The following is an 18,375-nucleotide window of genomic DNA, read 5'->3' as shown; positions in this document are numbered from 1 at the left end:
GAACACGGCGTTCGGCGCCGAGTGTGAACATGTGCTGTTGGTGGTGGCGGGGCAGGCGGTCGTACTCCGGGGCTGAGACCGGGTGTGGCTGAGGCGGGGTGGCGGCTGTGCTCCGGGGCTGAGACCGGGTGCGGCTGAGGCGGGGGTGGGTCGCGCAGCCCGGCGCTTACGGGGTGCCGCTCTCGGTGGGACGGGAGCCGCCCCTAGCGGCACGCATGCCCGCAGCTGGGTGGGCTGAGCGGGAGCCGCCGCGCGAGCTGACCGCGCGGCCCGTCACCTGCGAACCCCGCCCAGCAGGGGCGCCCCTCCAGGGGCGCGGGGAACTGCGCGCTCAACCCCCACCGCCCCGCAGCCGAACGGATCCGGACGGACGGGTCTTTCAGGGGCGCGGGGAACTGCGCGAGCACCCCCCACCGGCCCGCAGCCGGGCGAGCTGGCGCGCCTCCCCAGGGGCGCGGGGAACTGCGCGACCAGCCCCCACCGCGCCCGCGGCTAAGACACCGCCCCGCTCCTCCTCGCGATGATCCGGTACGTGTTCGCCAAGCGCGCCCTGCGCAGCAGAGCCTGTGGCTCGCGGCGGGTCGTTGTGATGATCGTGCAGTGGTGGGACTCCAGTTCCGTCACCAGGTTCGCCGGCGGCATCAGGTGGAGGTGGCGGGGCTGGGCGTACCAGGGCCACCACCTGCCCAGCAGCGTGCCGAACGCACCGTGCGGATCCGGGACCTCGATCAGGAGGTGGCCGCCGGGCCGCAGGACCCGCAGAGCCGCGCGGAGCTCCTCGCGGGGATCCGGGGTGTGTTCCAGGTGATGGAACATGCTGACGACGTCGTAGCGGGCGTGCAGGCCGTTGACGATCCTCTCGTCCGTCAGGCGGCCTCTGTACGCCTCCTCGATGTGGCCCGAGGCGCGGGCCTTCTGGACCCGGCGTGTGGTGTCCACGCCGTCGAACGCCGTGTACGGGAAGTAGCGCCTCGCCGCCGCAGGGAACGCCCCCTCCCCCGTCCCCACGTCCAACCAGCTCTCCGGCTCCGGGAAGCGCAGCATCGCGCGGGCCGCCGCCCGGTGCCGGCGGGGCGCGACCGGGTGCCGGGCCTCGGGCAGGTCCCGGTGGTAGAAGGCCAGGCCCTCCGCGGTGAGGCGCGGGTTCTGGAAGGCGTGCGCGCAGTCTCCGCACTCGTCGACGACGGACGTCCCCGGCCCACTCCGCCCCCGCCGCCCCCGCTGCCTGAGGTCCGGTGCGCGCAGGCGGGTGCGCAGCCGCTTCGAGCCGCACCACGGGCAGTCCTCCCGGCGCGGCTCGTGGAACCCGTCGATCGTCCCGGTCTCCTGTGGGGCGGGGGGCATGGGCGGCTCCTGCCGACTGCGGTGCTCCGACATTGCGTAGCAAAACGTTACGTAGGGGATCGTGATCCCGGGTGCAATGACATGGCTTCCACGTGGCGGCGCCCTGTTCGATCGCTGCCGGTACTGTTCGGCGAATGAGCTCGCTTAATCTCGACGACTTCACCGATCTGATCGAGCGTCCCGACGGCGGTGTGCGCCGCGACGCGGAGGCGCGCAGGGAGCGCCAGATCGTGCCGCCCGGGTCGCTCGGGCGCCTCGACGACCTGGGTGAGTGGCTGGCGGCGGCGCAGTCCTCCGTACCGGTGAAGCCGGTCGAACGGCCGCGGGTCGTGCTGTTCGCGGGGGATCACGGGATCGCCGGACTGGGGGTGTCGGCGCGCCCCGCCGGCAGCGCCGACCAGTCCGTGCGGGCCGTGCTCGACGGCTCCAGCCCGGTCGCCGTGCTCGCGCGCCGGCTCGGGGTGCCCGTACGGGTCGTCGACATGGCGCTGGACTGCGAGCCGGACGCGCTGCCCGACGGGGTCGCCGGGCACCGGGCGCGGCGCGGCAGCGGGCGGATCGACGTCGAGGACGCGCTGACCCTGGAGGAGGCGGAGGCCGCCTTCCTCGCGGGGGTCGCCGTGGCCGACGAGGAGGCCGACTCGGGTACGGATCTGGTGGTGCTCGGCGATGTGAGCGTCGGCGGGACCACCCCGGCGTCGGTGCTGGTCGCCGCTCTGTGCGGGACCGACGCCTCCGTCGTCACCGGGCGGGGCGGGCTGCCGATCGACGACCTGGCGTGGATGCGCAAGTGCGCCGCGATCCGCGACTCGCTGCGGCGGGCCCGGCCGGTGCTCGGGGACCAGTTGCAGCTCCTGGCGACGGTGGGCGGCGCCGACCTCGCCGCGATGACCGGGTTCCTGCTGCAGAGCGCGGTGCGCAAGATGCCGGTGATTCTGGACGGTGTCGTATCGGCCGCCTGTGCGCTGGTCGGGCAGCGGATCGCCTTCCGGGCCCCTGACTGGTGGCTCGCCGGGCACAACAGCGGGGAGCCGGCCCAGGCGAAGGCCCTGGACCGGATGGCACTGGAGCCACTGCTCGACCACGGCGTGACCGTGGGCGAGGGGACCGGCGCACTGCTGGCCCTGCCGCTGGTCCAGGCCGCGGCGGCCCTGGCGGCGGAACTGCCCGAGGTGCCCGAGGCACCCAAGACCGAGGAGGCGACTCCCGAGGTCGCGGAGGAGACCTCCGGGGCAGAGGGCCTCTAACCGGTTGGACATATAGGACCTCTAACCGGTTGGATATATAGGGCATGCAGCACAAAATGCCCCATATGATCACCCTCCATGGGAGATGCCCCGCTCACGCCGAACGTTCAGCGACGCCCCAGTACCACCGCCTCACGGCGAGCCGCCGCCTTCGCCGTCCGGTATCTGCGGATCGTCACCTTCGTCAATCTCCTCAGCGCGGTGTGGGTCTCCTTCGGGAACGACGTACGGCGGCACAACGAGGAGAACTTCTACACGCCGTATCTGCTGGCCGCCGGCTTCGCCTCCGGGGTCTTCACGACGTTCCTCGCGATCACCATGCGGCGCCGCAAACGGGCCGTCTGGATCCTGAACATCGTGCTCGGCCCGCTGTTCCTGCTGCTCTGTCGCTCCGCACCCCGCTCTCCCTCTTCGTGCCCGCGCTCGACCTGCCGGTGTGGGGTGCGCCGGCGCAGATCCTGGTCGTCTTCGGCATCGCGGAGATCTGCCTCGGCTGGTGGCGCACCCTTGTCATCGCGTACGTCGCCATCCTCGCCGGCACGCTCTACGCGCGCGTGAGCCTCGCCGTGTTCCTGGGCTGGCGCTACCGCGCGTACGTGACCGCCGCCGCGGTGATCGTCGCGATGGTGGTGGAGGTGATCCTCAAGGACAACCTCGCGGGCAAGGAGCATCTGGCGGCCATCGTGGCCGTACTCGTCCTGTGCGGGGTCTCGGCGCTGCGTCACGGACGTACGACGGGAGCCCGGGAGGGTTCGGGGTCGGGCTTGCCGCCGATCAGGTCCTGAAGGCGGCGGCGGGGGCCGGCCCAGCGGCGGTCGTGGCGGTAGGCGCGCAGGGTGGAGCGGGAACGGGAGCGCGGGCGGCGGACGTAGAAGCGCTTCGCCCAGGGCGAGCCGGGGCGGGCCAGCCGGATCGCGCCGATGATCGCGACGAAGGGGACGATCACGCCGAAGATCGCCGTGCGGGGCTTGCCCTTGCTCAGGGCGAGGAGGGAGAAGAGGAAGTTGATGCCGACGCTGACCATGGCGCCGCCCCGGTTCTGGACCTGCTCGTCACTGAGGTCGTTCACGCCGAACGGCAGGAAGCCCAGGAGGACCAGGCCGACCAGGGCCGCCGTAAGCACCACCACCTCGACGCTCTGCCGGCCGGCCTCGGTCCAGTAGACGTCGTCGAGGTGCAGGATCAGCGCGAACTCGTCCAGCACCAGGCCCGCGCCCATCCCGAACAGCACCGCGCACAGTCCCGCGCCGAATCCGCGCTGTCCGCTGGCCACGGCCCCGAATCCGCCCACGACGGTCAGGACGACCCCGGGCACGACGTGATGGATGTGCATCCCGCCCGCCTTGACGTTGCCGAACGGGCCCTTGCCCGCGCGGATCATCCGGGTGACGACCCGGGTGATCAGGAACGTCAGGACGAAGGCGGCGAGCGCCAGGAGCAGCGGCAGCTTGCCCGGCTCGACGATGTTCCGCTCCAGCCAATGACCCATGCGCGCACTTTATCCGCTTATACGCCGTTATCGACCGCTTACCCCACCGGCGCCCTGGGCAGGTCGCACCGTCGCGGGTACTCTGCGCCGGTGTCCACGCCTCCGCCGCCCACGGAACCGCCCAAGCCCTCCGAGCCCCCTTCCGCGTCCCCGCCCTCCGATCCCCTGGACGGGCTCCGGTTCGCCTTCGGCACGCTGACCGTGCTGCCGGTGAAGGTGACCCGCTGGGACCGGGACGCGGCGCGCGGCGGCATGCTGTGCGCGCCGGTGGCCGGTCTGGCCGTCGGTGCGTGTGCCGCCCTGACCGGTCTGCTGCTGCTCTTCCTGGGCGCGGGTGCGCTGCTCGCCGCCGTCGCCACGGCCGCCGTGCCCGCCGTGCTCACCCGGGGCCTGCATCTCGACGGTCTCGCCGACACCGCCGACGGGCTGGGCAGCGGCAAGCCCGCCGATGACGCGCTGCGCATCATGAAGCAGTCGGACATCGGCCCGTTCGGAGTGATCGCCCTCCTGTTCGTGCTGCTGGCCCAGGTGGCCGTCCTCGCCCAGCTGTACGGCGACTCCTGGGCCCGCGGTGCGCTCGCCGCCGTCGTCTCGGCGACCGCCGCCCGCCTCGCCCTCACCCTGGCCGCCCGCACCGGCGTACCGGCCGCGCGGCCGGACGGGCTGGGGGCGGCGGTCGCGGGAACGGTGCCCGTGCGCTCGGCGCTGCTGGTGACGGCCCTGGTCACGGCCGTGGCGGCCGGCTACGGCGCGCTCTTCGGGGCGTACGACGCCGTGCTCACCGCCCTCGCGGTCCTCGCCGCCTGCGCCGCCGCCGAACGCCTCCTGCAGCACTGCACACGCCGCCTCGGCGGGGTCACCGGCGACGTCTTCGGCGCCCTCGCGGAGACGGCGGCGACGGCGGCACTGGTCGTGCTCTCGCTGGGGTAGTGCGGACAGGCGCCTCCTCGGACGCGGAGCCCAACTCGGGCTCTCCGCAGACCACTTGGCCGCGGCACGCCAGCGGAACGTGGCCCGGATTCATATCGAACCTCGGTACGATCTGCGCCTCAGCGCCGCCGGACGCGTTCGACGCGACCCTCGTGGAAGGACACCGAGACACAGTGCAGGCTCCGCTGCCACGCCGGTCGAAGGGGCCATCGGCGATCGCCGCGGCCTCCGCTGCCGTCGCCAGGCCGGACTCCGAATCCGAGGACGATTCCGAGCCCCGCCCGGAACCCGAGGCCCCGACACCGCCGATGTCCGCGGCGGCGGCCGCGTTCGTGGTGGAGGAGCTCGCGGCGAATCCGGGAACACCCGCCGAGCCAGAGACGTCGGCGCAACCCGCGAGGACCGTGAAGCCCACCGTCACGCCGCCTCCGGCCGGGCGGCGGTTGCCCCGGGTCGCCCTGCTGGCCGGTGCCGTCGCGGTCGGGGCCGCGCTGATCGGCGGTGCCATCATCGTGGTCGGCGCCGGTGACGACGACGGGCAGGCGTCGGCGTCGGCGCCGAGTGCCGTACCGGGCACCACCCAGGGCGGCGGGCCGTCCGCGAGCGAGCCGAGCAGGCCCGGCTCGGCCTCGCCGTCCGTCTCGCTGTCCGCCTCGCCGTCGGCGAACCGCACCAGCGCGTCGCCGAAGTCACCGGCCTCGGAACCCACCAAGGACAGCGGTGCCGGCGCGCCCGTTCAGGACGAGCCGTCCGCCACCGTGGCCGCCGGCGACGGCGGCGGTGCCGCGAACGGGTCGGTCAGCAGCGACGCCGACACCTCCTGCACCCCCACCGCGGGTTCCGGCGCCATGACCGGCTACTTCGCCTGCGCATCCGCCGGAAACGTCCGTCTCCAGGTGACCTTCCACACCTCGGAGCGCTTCCTGCACGCCTTCTTCGACACCGACGGCAACACCTCGACCGGTTACCGGCTCCCCTCCCCGTCGCCCTCTGCCCTCGGCGCCGACTACATGATCGAGAACGGCGTCCTCTACCGGAGCCGGTCGACCAGCTGGAAGTGGAGCGAGATCACAGCCCGTCCCACGGAGACGGTCAGCCGCTCCACCTACACCTGGACACTGCCGCTGAGCCGGCTCGGCTCACCGACAGGCACGCAGCGGGTGCAGTTCAACGCCGGAACCGAGTTCACTCCGGTACTCACCTTCAGCCCGAAGTAGCCGATCCGCTCCACAGAAGCGAAACCAGCCACCGAGCGTAGGCTCGTGCCGGGTGTACCGACCCTGGTACTGACCGCTCCCCAGGGCCGGATCTAGGGTCGCTCATGGGGCCCGGTCGACCCATTCCACTCGGCCACAGAAACTTTTCAGACGGAAGCGAGAATTCACCACCGTGACTGCTCTCACTCTCAGCACCGCCGCGGTGCCCGGCCTCCGGGCCGACGCGATCGTCGTCGGTGTCGCCAAGGGCACCAAGGGACCGGTCGTCGCACCGGGCGCCGAGGCCGTGGACCAGGCGTACGACGGCAAGCTCGCCGACGTCCTGGGAACCCTCGGCGCCTCCGGTGCCGAGGGCGAGGTGACCAAGCTGCCCGCTCCGGCCGGCTTCAAGGCACCCGTCGTCGTGGCCGTCGGCCTCGGCGCGCTGCCCGAGAAGGACGAGACCTTCGGCGCCGAGTCGCTGCGCCGGGCCGCCGGTGTGGCCGCCCGCACCCTCGCCGGCGCCAAGAAGGCCGCCTTCGCCCTGCCCATCGAGGACGCGGCGGACGCCGGTGCGATCGGCGAGGGCGCGCTGCTCGGTGCGTACGCCTTCGACGCGTACAAGGAGATCGGCAGGAACGGCAAGGACGCCAAGAACGGCAAGGCGCCGCTCGCCGAGGTCGCGCTGCTCGGCGGCAAGCCGCGCGACGCCGCGTACAAGGCGGCCGTCGCCCGCGCCACCGCAGTGTCCGAGGAGCTGAACCGCGCCCGCGACCTGATCAACACCCCGCCGAACGACCTCGACCCGGAGGCCTTCGCCGCCGTCGCGAAGGCGGCGGCCGAGGAGCACGGCATCGGGGTGGAGGTACTCGACGTGGACGCGCTGGAGGAGGGCGGCTACGGCGGCATCCTCGGCGTCGGCGCCGGCTCCGCCGCCGGACCCCGGCTGGTGAAGCTGACGTACACGCACGAGGCCGCGAGCAAGCACCTCGCGTACGTCGGCAAGGGCATCACCTACGACTCGGGCGGCATCTCGCTCAAGCCCGCCGGGCACAACGAGACGATGAAGTGCGACATGAGCGGGGCGGCGGCGGTCTTCGCGGCCGTGGTCGCCGCCGCACGTCTCGGCCTGGAGGTCAACGTCACCGGCTGGCTGGCACTCGCCGAGAACATGCCGTCCGGCTCCGCCACCCGTCCCGGTGACGTGCTGCGCATGTACAGCGGCAAGACGGTGGAGGTCCTCAACACCGACGCCGAGGGCCGCCTCGTCCTCGCCGACGCGCTGTGGGCCGCCTCGGCGGAGAAGCCGGACGCGATCGTCGACGTGGCGACGCTGACCGGCGCGATGATGCTGGCGCTGGGGAACCGGACGTACGGGATCATGGCGAACGACGACGCGTTTCGCTCCGCGGTGCACGAGGCGGCGGAGGAGGTGGGGGAGGCGGCGTGGCCGATGCCGCTGCCGGACCACCTGAAGAAGGGGATGGAGTCTCCTACCGCCGATATCGCGAACATGGGTGAGCGGTACGGGGGTGGGCTGGTCGCGGGGTTGTTCCTGCGGGAGTTCGTGGGTGAGGGGATCACTTGGGCGCACCTCGACATCGCGGGGCCCGCGTTCAATGAGGGGGGTCCCTTTGGGTACACCCCCAAGGGCGGTACCGGTACTGCGGTGCGTACGTTGGTGCGGCTGGCTGAGCTGACTGCTGTCGGCGATCTGGGCTGAGGGGCGTTTTTGTGACGGGACCTCGTGGGCGGGTAGTCCGAGGTCCCGTTGCGCCCAGTAGCTCGGTTTCCCGGTGTTGATCGGCGGGTGCGGGTCGCGTGTGGTTGATCGCGCAGTTCCCCGCGCCCCTTGGGTGGGTCACCTCCCCCCTTGATGAAAAGTGCGTGGGGTGTCCGTCACACAGGCCCGGCGTCTCGTATGCGTCCGACAAGTGCGAAGATGGGGCTCGGCAGGATAGGGCCCCCACCACAGGGCCGAAGAAAGACGGCCGGACACCAGCCGCCGCCCGGTCACTGACGACCGGCGTACGGCGCACATGCATGGAGGACGTGACGTGGCGAACGACGCCAGCACCGTTTTCGACCTAGTGATCCTCGGCGGTGGCAGTGGCGGGTACGCCGCGGCGCTGCGCGGGGCCCAGCTGGGGCTTGACGTCGCCCTGATCGAGAAGGACAAGGTCGGCGGTACCTGCCTGCACCGGGGATGCATCCCCACCAAGGCCCTGCTCCACGCGGGCGAGATCGCCGACCAGGCCCGCGAGAGCGAGCAGTTCGGTGTGAAGGCCACCTTCGAGGGCATCGACATCGCCGGGGTCCACAAGTACAAGGACGGCGTGATCGCCGGTCTGTACAAGGGCCTCCAGGGACTCGTCGCCTCCCGGAAGGTGACGTACATCGAGGGTGAGGGGCGGCTCTCCTCCCCCACCTCGGTCGATGTCAACGGGCAGCGGATCCAGGGCCGCCACGTCCTGCTGGCGACCGGCTCCGTGCCGAAGTCGCTGCCGGGCCTGGAGATCGACGGCAACCGGATCATCTCCTCGGACCACGCCCTCGTCCTGGACCGGGTGCCGAAGTCCGCGATCGTCCTCGGTGGCGGTGTCATCGGCGTCGAGTTCGCCTCCGCCTGGAAGTCCTTCGGCACCGACATCACGATCATCGAGGGGCTCAAGCACCTCGCCCCCCTCGAGGACGAGAACTCCTCCAAGCTTCTTGAGCGCGCGTTCCGCAAGCGCGGCATCAAGTTCAACCTGGGCACGTTCTTCTCCAAGGCCGAGTACACCGCCGACGGCGTCAAGGTGACCCTCGCCGACGGCAAGGAGTTCGAGGCCGAGCTGCTGCTGGTGGCCGTGGGCCGCGGGCCCGTCTCCGCCGGTCTCGGCTACGAGGAGCAGGGCGTCGCGATGGACCGCAGCTACGTCCTGGTCGACGAGTACATGCGGACGAACGTCCCGACGATCTCCGCCGTCGGTGACCTGGTCCCGACGCTCCAGCTCGCGCACGTCGGCTTCGCCGAGGGCATCCTGGTGGCGGAGCGGCTGGCCGGTCTGAAGGCCGTCCCGATCGACTACGACGGCGTGCCCCGGGTGACGTACTGCCACCCCGAGGTCGCCTCCGTGGGCATCACCGAGGCCAAGGCCAAGGAGATCTACGGTGCGGACAAGGTCGTCGCTCTGAAGTACAACCTCGCGGGCAACGGCAAGAGCAAGATCCTGAACACCTCGGGCGAGATCAAGCTCGTCCAGGTCAAGGACGGTGCCGTGGTCGGCGTCCACATGGTCGGCGACCGCATGGGCGAGCAGGTCGGCGAAGCCCAGCTGATCTACAACTGGGAGGCGCTGCCGGCCGAGGTCGCGCAGCTCATCCACGCCCACCCGACGCAGAGCGAGGCGCTCGGCGAGGCCCACCTGGCCCTGGCCGGCAAGCCGCTGCACTCCCACGACTGACCCTCGGTCGACGGACGACGACACAGACTTCCGCAATTTCGTAAGGAGCAACCGAAACCATGGCGGTTTCCGTAACCCTTCCGGCGCTCGGTGAGAGCGTCACCGAGGGCACTGTCACCCGCTGGCTGAAGGCCGAGGGCGAGCGCGTCGAGGCCGACGAGCCGCTGCTGGAGGTGTCCACCGACAAGGTCGACACCGAGATCCCCTCGCCCGTCTCCGGTGTCCTGGCGTCCATCAAGGTCGCCGAGGACGAGACGGTCGAGGTCGGCGCCGAGCTGGCCCTGATCGACGACGGCAGCGGCGCCCCCGCTGCCGCCCCCGCCCCGGCCGCTGAGCCGGTCGCCGCGCCCGCCGCTCCGGCCCCCGTGGCCGAGGCGCCTGCCGCTCCGGCTCCTGCCCCGGCTGCGGCTCCGGCCGCCGCCCCCGCCGGTGGCGCCTCCGGCACCGACGTCACCCTCCCCGCGCTCGGTGAGAGCGTCACCGAGGGCACCGTCACCCGCTGGCTGAAGTCGGTCGGCGACAGCGTCGAGGCCGACGAGCCGCTGCTCGAGGTGTCCACCGACAAGGTCGACACCGAGATCCCGGCGCCCACCTCCGGTGTGCTCCTGGAGATCGTGGTCGGCGAGGACGAGACCGCCGAGGTCGGCGCCAAGCTGGCCGTGATCGGCGCCCCGGGTGCCGCTCCGGCGGCTGCCCCGGCACCGGCCGCCCCGGCTCCGGCGCCCGTCGCCGCCGCCCCGGCGCCCGCTCCGGTGGCCCCGGCCGCGCCCGTCGCGCCCCCGGCCCCCGTGGCTCCGGCCCCTCCGGCCCCGGCTCCGGTCCAGGCCGCGGCTCCGGTCGCTCCCCCGGCGCCCGCGCCGGTCGCGCCCGCCCCGGTCACCCCGGCTCCGGCTCCCGTCGCCGCGCAGGCCACCGACGAGGGTGCGTACGTGACCCCGCTGGTGCGCAAGCTCGCCGCCGAGAACGGCGTCGACCTGGGCGCCGTCAAGGGCACCGGCGTCGGCGGTCGTATCCGCAAGCAGGACGTCCTCGCCGCCGCCGAGGCCGCGAAGGCCGCCGCGGCCGCTCCGGCGCCCGCCGCCGCTGCCGCCCCGGCCGCCAAGAAGGCTCCGGCCCTGGAGGCCTCTCCCCTCCGCGGCCAGACCATCAAGATGCCTCGCATCCGCAAGGTCATCGGCGACAACATGGTGAAGGCCCTGCACGAGCAGGCCCAGCTGTCCTCGGTCGTCGAGGTCGACGTCACCCGCCTGATGCGCCTGCGCAACAAGGCCAAGGACTCCTTCGCGGCCCGCGAGGGCGTCAAGCTCTCCCCGATGCCGTTCTTCGTCAAGGCCGCGGCCCAGGCACTGAAGGCGCACGCGCCCGTCAACGCCCGGATCAACGTGGACGCGGGCACGATCACCTACTTCGACACCGAGAGCATCGGTATCGCGGTGGACTCCGAGAAGGGCCTGATGACCCCGGTCATCAAGCACGCGGGCGACCTCAACATCGCCGGTATCGCCAAGGCCACGGCCGAGCTCGCGGGCAAGGTCCGGGCCAACAAGATCACCCCGGACGAGCTGTCCGGCGCGACCTTCACCATCTCCAACACCGGCTCGCGCGGCGCGCTCTTCGACACGATCATCGTGCCGCCGAACCAGGTCGCGATCCTGGGCATCGGCGCGACGGTCAAGCGTCCGGCGGTCATCGAGACGGAGGAGGGCACGGTCATCGGCGTACGCGACATGACGTACCTGACCCTGTCCTACGACCACCGCCTGGTCGACGGCGCCGACGCGGCCCGTTACCTGACGGCCGTCAAGGCGATCCTGGAGGCGGGCGAGTTCGAGGTCGAGCTGGGCCTCTGATCAGCCTCGCAGTAGTACGTACCGTGCCCCGCCGGAGTCCTCCGGCGGGGCACGGTCGTTTCGCGCAGGCGTCTGGCCAGGCTTGGGATTCCGGGTGCGGACCGCGCCCCAAAGGGGCGCGGGGAACTGCGCGACCAGCCCCCACCGGCCCGCAGCGAACGAACCGCCTGTCCAGCGGAGCACTCAGTGGGGCGTGAGCTTGTTGTCCGTCCAGCCCGCCAGCGACTCCACCCACACGTTCGGGACCGCCAGCTTGGCGGCCTTCGGGAGGTGCCTGGTCCGGTAGGCCTTCAGGACGTCGTACGTGGCGTCCAGGCAGTCCCTGGAGGTCAGCTCGCCGGTCTCCGGGTCGACGCCGACCAGGAACCCGCGCCCCTCGACGACGGGGATCATGTCCCGGGCCGCCGGAACATCGCTCCGCGACGAGTTCGTACAGCGATAGCGGCTGTACGGGTGGTCGGACTTCCCCGGATAGTGCGCGTCCCGGGACATCTCGCTCAGCATCTTCTTGTACGAGCCCTCGGTGTGCCAGGCCCCGATGTCACCACCGGGCGGCGTGTACAGCTTGCCCGACGGGTTCTCGACCGCTCCGTACACCCAGCGGTCGGTGCCCGTGATCCGGAAGCCCCAGCCGACGTGCCCGAACTTCTGCGCGCCGTCGGGCTTCACGAAGACGCATGCCCCGCCGGAACGCCGGGGGCCTGCAGCGGCCGACATGCCCTGGAGCCCCTCCGCGGTACCGGTCACTGTGGCCGGTTTCTCCTCGCCACTCGTGACGGAGCCCGACCGGCACCCCGTCCCGCCCACGACCACCCCGGCCACCACCACCGCGACCCACAGCCCGAAACCGTTCATCCCATCCCCCGATGGTCCGAGGGACGCCCCGTTCGCGACCCTCCGCAGACGCCGACACCGTTTCGGGCGACCGGGTTTCGCCGGCGAGAGGGCGGTGACACGGCGGTGACGGCTCCGGACCGGCTCCGGTACATGCGCCGCCCTACGCGCTGTGGCGTGCGCCCTGTCCGGTCTGTAACGCTCGTCTCACGGACGCCCGCACTCGCGCCCGGAAACCCTCTGGACAGGGACGCGGCCGTATTGTCTATAGGTCAACGCCCCTGGGGCCGAAGCCCCTCCCTCAAGGAGCCCTCATGACCGCGCCCGTCGTCCACTCGCTGCGCGAGCAGATCCGCGAGCACATCGTGGAGGGGATCGTCAGCGGGCGCTGGAAGCCGGGCGAGCGGATCGTGGAGCGCCGGATCGCGACCGAGCTGGAGGTCAGCCAGACCCCCGTACGGGAGGCGCTGCGCGAACTGGAGTCGCTGCGGCTGATCGAGTCGGCCCCCAACAAGGGCGTGCGCGTACGGAATCTGACCGCCGCCGACCTGGAGGAGAGCTACCCCGTCCGGGCCGGTCTGGAGGCCATCGCGGCCGAGCTGGCGGCGGCGAAGCTGGCGGACGACTGCTCGGCCCTCGAACCGCATGTGGCCGCCCTGTACGAGGCCGACCGCGCGTCGGACGGCACCGGCCAGGTCCGGCACACGGTGGCGTTCCACCGCGAGATGGTGCGCGCGGCCGGGAACTCGGTGCTGCTGCACACCTGGGAGGGGCTGGGTATCGAGGTGTTCACGGCCCTGTCGATCCGCTGGCTGGGGACGGTCCAGCAGTCGTACGCGGAGGAGCACGAGGAGCTGGTGGCCGCGTTCCGCCGCCGGGATCCACGGATCGCGGAACTGGTGAAGGCGCATGTGCTGGGGTGCGCGCCGCGCCCGTGACGCAAGCGGTTGCTCACTCACTCATCTGCGGAAACCCGCCCTCGGCACGACACTCGGTGCCCGGTCGAAAGGCACCCCGTGCCTACTTTCTCGTGATCAAGAGGTTTTGCCCTTCAACCCTTTGATCGATCATCGATCAGAGAGTTATTGTCACCGACGGGTCCCCACAAGGACCCACAGCCCTGTCCTGCCAAAGACCAAGGGCACCCCCCCTTCGACTGAGGAAGGCGGCGACATGACCGACCCCAAGGCCATCCAGCCGAGCGAGCTCGACCAGCTCCCTGACCGCGACCCCGAAGAGACCGCCGAATGGCAGGCCTCGCTGGACGCGGTCACCAAGGCGGCCGGGCCGCACCGGGCCGCGTATCTGATGCGCCGCACACTGGAGCGCGCCGAGGGCAACGGCATCGCGCTGCCCAAGCTCCTGGAGACGGACTACGTCAACACCATCCCGACCGCCGCCGAGCCCGTAGTGGACGGCGACGAGGCGATGGAGCACCGGATCGCCGCCTGGAACCGCTGGAACGCGGCGGCCATGGTGACCCGGGGCAGCAAACACGGCGTCGGCGGCCACATCGCCACCTTCGCCTCGGCCGCCTGGCTGTACGAGACGGGCTTCAACCACTTCTTCAAGGGCAAGGAATCCCAGGAGTCGCCCGGTTCCGGTGACCAGCTGTACATCCAGGGCCACGCCTCCCCCGGCATCTACGCCCGCGCCTTCCTCGACGGCCGGCTGAACGAGGGCCACCTCGACAACTTCCGCCGTGAGTCGGGCGGCAACGGCCTCCCGTCGTACCCGCACCCGCGCCGGCTGCCCTGGCTGTGGGAGTTCCCGACGGTGTCGATGGGCCTGGGCCCGCTCTCGGCGATCTACCAGGCACGCTTCAACCGCTACCTCACCAACCGCAGCATCAAGGACGTCTCGGCGTCCCACGTGTGGGCGTTCCTCGGTGACGGCGAGATGGACGAGCCGGAGTCGACGGCGGCACTGGCGCTGGCCTCCCGCGAGGGCCTGGACAACCTGACCTTCGTCATCAACTGCAACCTCCAGCGCCTCGACGGCCCGGTCCGCGCGAACTTCAAGATCGTGCAGGAGCTGGAGGCCCAGTTCCGTGGCGCCGGCTGGAACGTCATCAAGACCCTGTGGGGTACGGCGTGGGACGAGCTGTTCCAGCTCGACACGACGGGCGCGCTGGTGCGCAGGCTCCGTGAGGTGCCGGACGCCCAGGTGCAGACGTACCAGACCCGTGACGCCGCCTACATCCGCGCCGACTTCTTCGGCAAGGACCCGGCGCTCGCCGAGATGGCGAAGCTGCTGAGCGACGACAGGATCCTGGAGTGCTTCCACCTCTCGCGCGGTGGGCACGAGTCGCGCAAGGTGTACGCGGCCTACAAGGCGGCGCTCGCGCACAAGGGCGCGCCGACGGTGATCCTGGCCCAGACGGTCAAGGGCTTCACCCTGGGCGAGGGCTTCGCGTCGAAGAACGCCAACCACCAGATGAAGAAGCTGACGGTGGACGAGTTCGAGCAGATGCGTGATCTGCTCGAACTCCCCATCAAGGACAGTGACTTCGTCGACGGTGTGGTCCCCTACGGCCACCCGGGCGCCGACTCCCCCGAGGTCCGCTACCTCCAGGAGCGCCGCGCGGCGCTGGGCGGCCCGGCTCCGGCCCGCCGTACGCACGCGCTGGCTCCCCTCCCCGCCCCCTCCGAAAAGGCGTTCACGTCGTTCGACAAGGGCTCCGGCTCGCAGAACGTGGCGACGACGATGGCCTTCGTACGCCTGGTCAAGGACCTGGTCCGCGACAAGGAGACGGGCCGGCGCTGGGTACCGATCGTGCCGGACGAGGCACGCACCTTCGGCATGGAGAGCCTCTTCCCCTCCCTCGGGATCTACTCCCCCAAGGGCCAGACGTACGAGCCGGTCGACCGCGACCAGCTGATGTACTACAAGGAGGCCAAGGACGGTCAGATCCTCAACGAGGGGATCACCGAGGCCGGTTCCATGGCGGACTTCATCGCCGCGTCGACGTCGTACTCGACGCACGGCGAAGCGATGATCCCCTTCTACATCTTCTACTCGATGTTCGGCTGGCAGCGCACGGCCGACCAGATGTGGCAGCTCGGCGACCAGCTCGGCCGCGGCTTCCTGGTGGGCGCGACGGCCGGCCGCACGACCCTGACGGGCGAGGGCCTGCAGCATGCGGACGGCCACTCCCCCGTCATCGCGGCGACGAACCCGGCGGCGCTGTCGTACGACCCGGCGTTCGCGTACGAGGTCGCGATGATCGTGAAGGACGGCCTCCGCCGGATGTACGGCGAGGCGGCGCCGGGCGAGGACCCGAACGTCTTCTACTACCTGACGGTGTACAACGAGCCGATCCCGCAGCCCGCGAAGCCGGCGGGGTCGGGTGCCGATATCGACGAGGGCATCGTCAAGGGGCTGTACCGCTTCAACACGGCGGAGTCGGCGGGGCTTTCGCCGGCGGCCAACGCGCCGCGCATCCAGTTGCTCGGCTCCGGTACGGCGATCCACTGGGCCCTGGAGGCGCAGCGGCTGCTCGCCGAGGAGTGGGGTGTGGCGGCGGACGTGTGGTCGGCGACGTCCTGGACGGAGCTGCGGCGGGATGCGTTGGAGGCGGATGCGGCGTTGCTGCGGGGTGAGGAGCGGGTGCCGTACGTGAGGCAGGTGCTCCAGGGGGCCGAGGGCCCGGTGCTCGCGGTCTCCGACTACATGCGCCAGGTGCCCGACCAGATCGCGCAGTGGGTCGAGCAGGACTACTCGTCGCTGGGCGCGGACGGGTTCGGGCTGTCGGACACGAGGGATGCTGCGCGGCGGTACTTCGGGGTGGACGCGGAGTCGATCGTCGTCGCGGCCTTGGCCCAGTTGGCGCGGCGGGGTGAAGTGAAGGGGGCGTCGGTGAAGGAGGCGCGGGAGCGGTACGGGTTGTAGGTACCCGCAGTTTCTTCGCCCCCGCCGCCCCTACCCGTCCCATCCTCGGGGGCTCCGCCCCCGAACCCCCGCTCCTCAAACGCCGGAGGGGCTGAATACCCAGCCCGTCCGGCGTTTGAGGACGAGGCCGTTCAGGCCGAAGCGGGGGTCTGGGGGCGGCAGCCCCCAGAAGGATGGGACGGGTAGGGGCGGCGGGGGCGAAACAATGTCCCTATGCGCGCTGCCCGTCTCATCAAAATGGTGCTGCTTCTTCAGGCCCGGCCAGCCATGACCGGCGCCGAGCTGGCCCGGGAGCTGGAGGTCTCCGAGCGGACCGTCGCCCGGGACGCACAGGCGCTGTCCGAGGCGGGCGTGCCCGTGTACGCAGACCGGGGGCGGGTCGGCGGATACCGGCTGGTCGGCGGGTACCGGACCCGGCTCACCGGACTGGCCCGCAGCGAGGCCGAGGCCCTGTTCCTGAGCGGAGTGCCAGGCGCCCTGCGCGAGATGGGCCTGGAGGACGCCGCCTCGGCAGCCCGCCTCAAGGTGGCCGCCGCGCTCCAGCCCGCCCTCCACGACACCCCCCGCACAGCGGCCCAGCGCTTCCACCTGGACGCCCCCGCCTGGTTCAGCGAACCCCCCACCCCCGAGTCGCTGCCCACCGTCGCGGAGGCCGTGTGGGACGACCGTACGGTCCTGGCCCGCTACCGTCGCGGCCCCGCCGACGCCGACGTGGAGCGCACCCTGGAGCCGTACGGGCTCGTCCTCAAGGCGGGCGTCTGGTACCTGTGCGCCCGGGTGCCGGAGCACACCGGTCCTGGGCCCTTCCGGGTGTACCGCGTGGACCGGTTCGCCTCCGTCCAGGTCTCCGAGGGCCGCTTCACCCGCGACGACACCTTCGACCTCCCCGCGTTCTGGGCGGAGCGCGCGGTGCAGTTCGCGCGGTCGATCCTGCGCGCGGAGATCGTCGTACGGCTCTCGGCGGAAGGGGCGCGCAGACTTCCGTACGCCGTCGATCCTGTTGCTGCCAGGGACGCGCTCGCGGCCGGAGGCGAACCCGACGACCAGGGCCTGGTCACCGTGACGCTCGCGGTCGAGTCGGCGGAGGTCGCCCATACGCAGCTGGCGGCGCTCGGAGCGGAGGCGGAGGTGCTGGCGCCGCCGGAACTGCGGGCGCGGTTCGCACGGGACGCGCGACGGCTCACCGCCCTGTACACGCCATGAGCACGCGCACCGCACCCCCATCGACCCTGTACACCCCATCACAATCCGTGCAGCTCCACGTGCGCGCCTCTCCCCCAGGGCCGATGCTGGACCCGTGATGGACGAGACGGAGTTCTGGGAGCTGGTGGACGCGACCCGTGAGGCCGCCGAGGGTGACCCCGAGGATCAGGCCGATCTGCTGGTCGAGCGGTTGCTCCAGCTCGATCCGGACTCGGTCCTCGACTTCGCCCGGCACTTCGAGTCGCGCTACAACCGCGCCTACCGCTGGGATCTGTGGGGCGCCGCCCGGGTGCTGCTCGACGGGGCCGGCGAGGACGGCTTCGACTTCTTCCGGTGCTGGCTGATCGGGCAGGGTCGGGAGGTTTTCGAGGGCGCTCTGCACGGCGATCCCGACTCGCTCGCCGATCTGCTCGACGACTTCGACGACGAGATCGACGGGGACGGCGAGGAGCTGGGCTACGCGGCCGACGAGGCGTACGAGCAGCTCACCGGCACCGTCACCCCGGACCTGGGTATTCCGCCCGCGCCCGCGGAGCCCGAGGGCACGCCGATCGACCTGGCGGACGAAGGGGCGCTCGCCGACCGGTTCCCCAAGCTGTGGCAGCGCTTCAAGGGCGGCTGACCCGCCCACGGGCCCCGTTCGTCATACGGCCGTGCGCCTACGGGTCAGGTCCGACGGGATGTACGCCTGCTGCGTCTGGTCGGCCCGTACCGCGTGGTGCATGGGGGCCGCGTTGGCCTGGTCGAGGGCGGAGGCCGTGACCGCCGCCGGGCCCAGGACGACCGTCGCCACCGCGCAGAGCACGGTCCACGGACCCCGCGCTCCCCCGGTCCAGCCGCCGGAAGACCTCTTGCCGTCGGCCCGCTCCAGCGGGTTCGTACGACTGCTGCTGCTCATGATCCCCACCTCCAGTCAGTGCGTACGACGAAGGTAGGACCGGGAGT

The 18,375-nt window shown here is 71.6% G+C and carries 15 protein-coding genes and 1 pseudogene; 12 read left to right on the top strand and 4 right to left on the bottom strand.

Going from position 1 to position 18,375, the window contains the following annotated elements; genetic code table 11:
• Positions 1-76, top strand: a pseudogene (locus tag LUX31_RS37395) (bifunctional adenosylcobinamide kinase/adenosylcobinamide-phosphate guanylyltransferase); the annotation flags it as partial.
• 416 nt (positions 77-492) lie between these two features.
• Here the strand turns inward: LUX31_RS37395 and LUX31_RS37390 are convergent.
• Complete coding sequence (locus tag LUX31_RS37390) at positions 493-1,344, bottom strand: class I SAM-dependent methyltransferase (RefSeq protein WP_235479736.1); 852 nt, start codon at positions 1,342-1,344, stop codon at positions 493-495.
• Positions 1,345-1,478: 134 nt separating this feature from the next.
• Here LUX31_RS37390 and cobT point away from each other — a divergent pair, with 134 nt between their 5' ends.
• Positions 1,479-2,591, top strand: coding sequence for a nicotinate-nucleotide--dimethylbenzimidazole phosphoribosyltransferase (cobT, locus tag LUX31_RS37385; RefSeq protein WP_235479735.1), 1,113 nt, complete (start codon positions 1,479-1,481; stop codon positions 2,589-2,591).
• Positions 2,592-2,794: 203 nt separating this feature from the next.
• Positions 2,795-3,376, top strand: coding sequence for a hypothetical protein (locus LUX31_RS37375; RefSeq protein WP_443046037.1), 582 nt, complete (start codon positions 2,795-2,797; stop codon positions 3,374-3,376).
• Here LUX31_RS37375 and LUX31_RS37370 read toward each other — a convergent pair.
• Entirely contained in the window at positions 3,313-4,080 is a 768-nt protein-coding gene (locus LUX31_RS37370; RefSeq protein ID WP_235479734.1) for a hypothetical protein, read from the bottom strand. The two genes, LUX31_RS37375 and LUX31_RS37370, sit on opposite strands and share 64 nt — an antisense overlap.
• A 90-nt stretch (positions 4,081-4,170) precedes the next feature.
• Between LUX31_RS37370 and LUX31_RS37365 the strand changes: the two genes are divergently transcribed.
• The 5 genes from LUX31_RS37365 to sucB all read left to right on the top strand — a co-directional run bounded on the left by LUX31_RS37365 (position 4,171) and on the right by sucB (position 11,502).
• Positions 4,171-5,010, top strand: a complete 840-nt coding sequence (locus LUX31_RS37365) for an adenosylcobinamide-GDP ribazoletransferase (RefSeq protein ID WP_235479733.1) — start codon at positions 4,171-4,173, stop codon at positions 5,008-5,010.
• A gap of 173 nt (positions 5,011-5,183) precedes the next feature.
• Positions 5,184-6,227, top strand: coding sequence for a hypothetical protein (locus tag LUX31_RS37360; protein ID WP_235479732.1), 1,044 nt, complete (start codon positions 5,184-5,186; stop codon positions 6,225-6,227).
• A gap of 172 nt (positions 6,228-6,399) precedes the next feature.
• Positions 6,400-7,929, top strand: a complete 1,530-nt coding sequence (locus tag LUX31_RS37355; protein ID WP_235479731.1) for a leucyl aminopeptidase — start codon at positions 6,400-6,402, stop codon at positions 7,927-7,929.
• Between the two features lie 334 nt (positions 7,930-8,263).
• Complete coding sequence (gene lpdA / locus LUX31_RS37350) at positions 8,264-9,652, top strand: dihydrolipoyl dehydrogenase (protein WP_235479730.1); 1,389 nt, start codon at positions 8,264-8,266, stop codon at positions 9,650-9,652.
• 59 nt (positions 9,653-9,711) lie between these two features.
• Entirely contained in the window at positions 9,712-11,502 is a 1,791-nt protein-coding gene (gene sucB, locus LUX31_RS37345) for a 2-oxoglutarate dehydrogenase, E2 component, dihydrolipoamide succinyltransferase (RefSeq protein WP_235479729.1), read from the top strand.
• A gap of 183 nt (positions 11,503-11,685) precedes the next feature.
• Here sucB and LUX31_RS37340 read toward each other — a convergent pair whose 3' ends face one another.
• Positions 11,686-12,357 (bottom strand): hypothetical protein, encoded by a 672-nt coding sequence (locus tag LUX31_RS37340; protein ID WP_235479728.1) that lies wholly within the window; start codon positions 12,355-12,357, stop codon positions 11,686-11,688.
• Positions 12,358-12,650: 293 nt separating this feature from the next.
• Between LUX31_RS37340 and LUX31_RS37335 the strand changes: the two genes are divergently transcribed.
• From LUX31_RS37335 to LUX31_RS37320, 4 genes are all read left to right on the top strand, one after another.
• Positions 12,651-13,274 carry a GntR family transcriptional regulator gene (locus LUX31_RS37335; protein ID WP_235479727.1) on the top strand — a complete coding sequence of 208 codons (624 nt, stop codon included), beginning with the start codon at positions 12,651-12,653 and terminating at the stop codon, positions 13,272-13,274.
• Positions 13,275-13,509: 235 nt separating this feature from the next.
• The gene (gene aceE / locus LUX31_RS37330) at positions 13,510-16,227 is read left to right on the top strand and encodes a pyruvate dehydrogenase (acetyl-transferring), homodimeric type (RefSeq protein ID WP_235479726.1); all 2,718 of its coding nucleotides are present in this window, start codon (positions 13,510-13,512) and stop codon (positions 16,225-16,227) included.
• A 213-nt stretch (positions 16,228-16,440) separates the two neighbouring features.
• On the top strand, positions 16,441-17,430 hold the full coding sequence (locus tag LUX31_RS37325; protein ID WP_235479725.1) for a helix-turn-helix transcriptional regulator: 990 nt from the start codon (positions 16,441-16,443) through the stop codon (positions 17,428-17,430).
• A 97-nt stretch (positions 17,431-17,527) separates the two neighbouring features.
• Positions 17,528-18,052, top strand: coding sequence for a DUF4240 domain-containing protein (locus LUX31_RS37320; protein ID WP_235480195.1), 525 nt, complete (start codon positions 17,528-17,530; stop codon positions 18,050-18,052).
• 21 nt (positions 18,053-18,073) lie between these two features.
• On the opposite strand, the gene LUX31_RS37315 is transcribed toward LUX31_RS37320, so the two are convergent.
• Positions 18,074-18,328, bottom strand: coding sequence for a hypothetical protein (locus LUX31_RS37315; RefSeq protein WP_235479724.1), 255 nt, complete (start codon positions 18,326-18,328; stop codon positions 18,074-18,076).
• Positions 18,329-18,375: the final 47 nt, after the last annotated feature.

Source organism: Streptomyces sp. GQFP, from assembly GCF_021545335.1.
Lineage (GTDB): Bacteria > Actinomycetota > Actinomycetes > Streptomycetales > Streptomycetaceae > Streptomyces.
Note: the sequence above shows the minus strand (reverse complement) of the source record. Positions and strands in the feature narration are given on the sequence as shown.

Excerpts from the sequence above, each read along its gene's own strand:
- cobT (WP_235479735.1), top strand. The coding sequence starts at position 1,479 with ATGAGCTCGCTTAATCTCGACGACTTCACCGATCTGATCGAGCGTCCC.
- LUX31_RS37320 (WP_235480195.1), top strand. The coding sequence starts at position 17,528 with ATGGACGAGACGGAGTTCTGGGAGCTGGTGGACGCGACCCGTGAGGCC.
- aceE (WP_235479726.1), top strand. The coding sequence starts at position 13,510 with ATGACCGACCCCAAGGCCATCCAGCCGAGCGAGCTCGACCAGCTCCCT.
- sucB (WP_235479729.1), top strand. The coding sequence starts at position 9,712 with ATGGCGGTTTCCGTAACCCTTCCGGCGCTCGGTGAGAGCGTCACCGAG.
- LUX31_RS37340 (WP_235479728.1), bottom strand. The coding sequence starts at position 12,357 with ATGAACGGTTTCGGGCTGTGGGTCGCGGTGGTGGTGGCCGGGGTGGTC.
- LUX31_RS37315 (WP_235479724.1), bottom strand. The coding sequence starts at position 18,328 with ATGAGCAGCAGCAGTCGTACGAACCCGCTGGAGCGGGCCGACGGCAAG.
- LUX31_RS37335 (WP_235479727.1), top strand. The coding sequence starts at position 12,651 with ATGACCGCGCCCGTCGTCCACTCGCTGCGCGAGCAGATCCGCGAGCAC.
- LUX31_RS37390 (WP_235479736.1), bottom strand. The coding sequence starts at position 1,344 with ATGCCCCCCGCCCCACAGGAGACCGGGACGATCGACGGGTTCCACGAG.
- LUX31_RS37370 (WP_235479734.1), bottom strand. The coding sequence starts at position 4,080 with ATGGGTCATTGGCTGGAGCGGAACATCGTCGAGCCGGGCAAGCTGCCG.
- LUX31_RS37325 (WP_235479725.1), top strand. The coding sequence starts at position 16,441 with ATGCGCGCTGCCCGTCTCATCAAAATGGTGCTGCTTCTTCAGGCCCGG.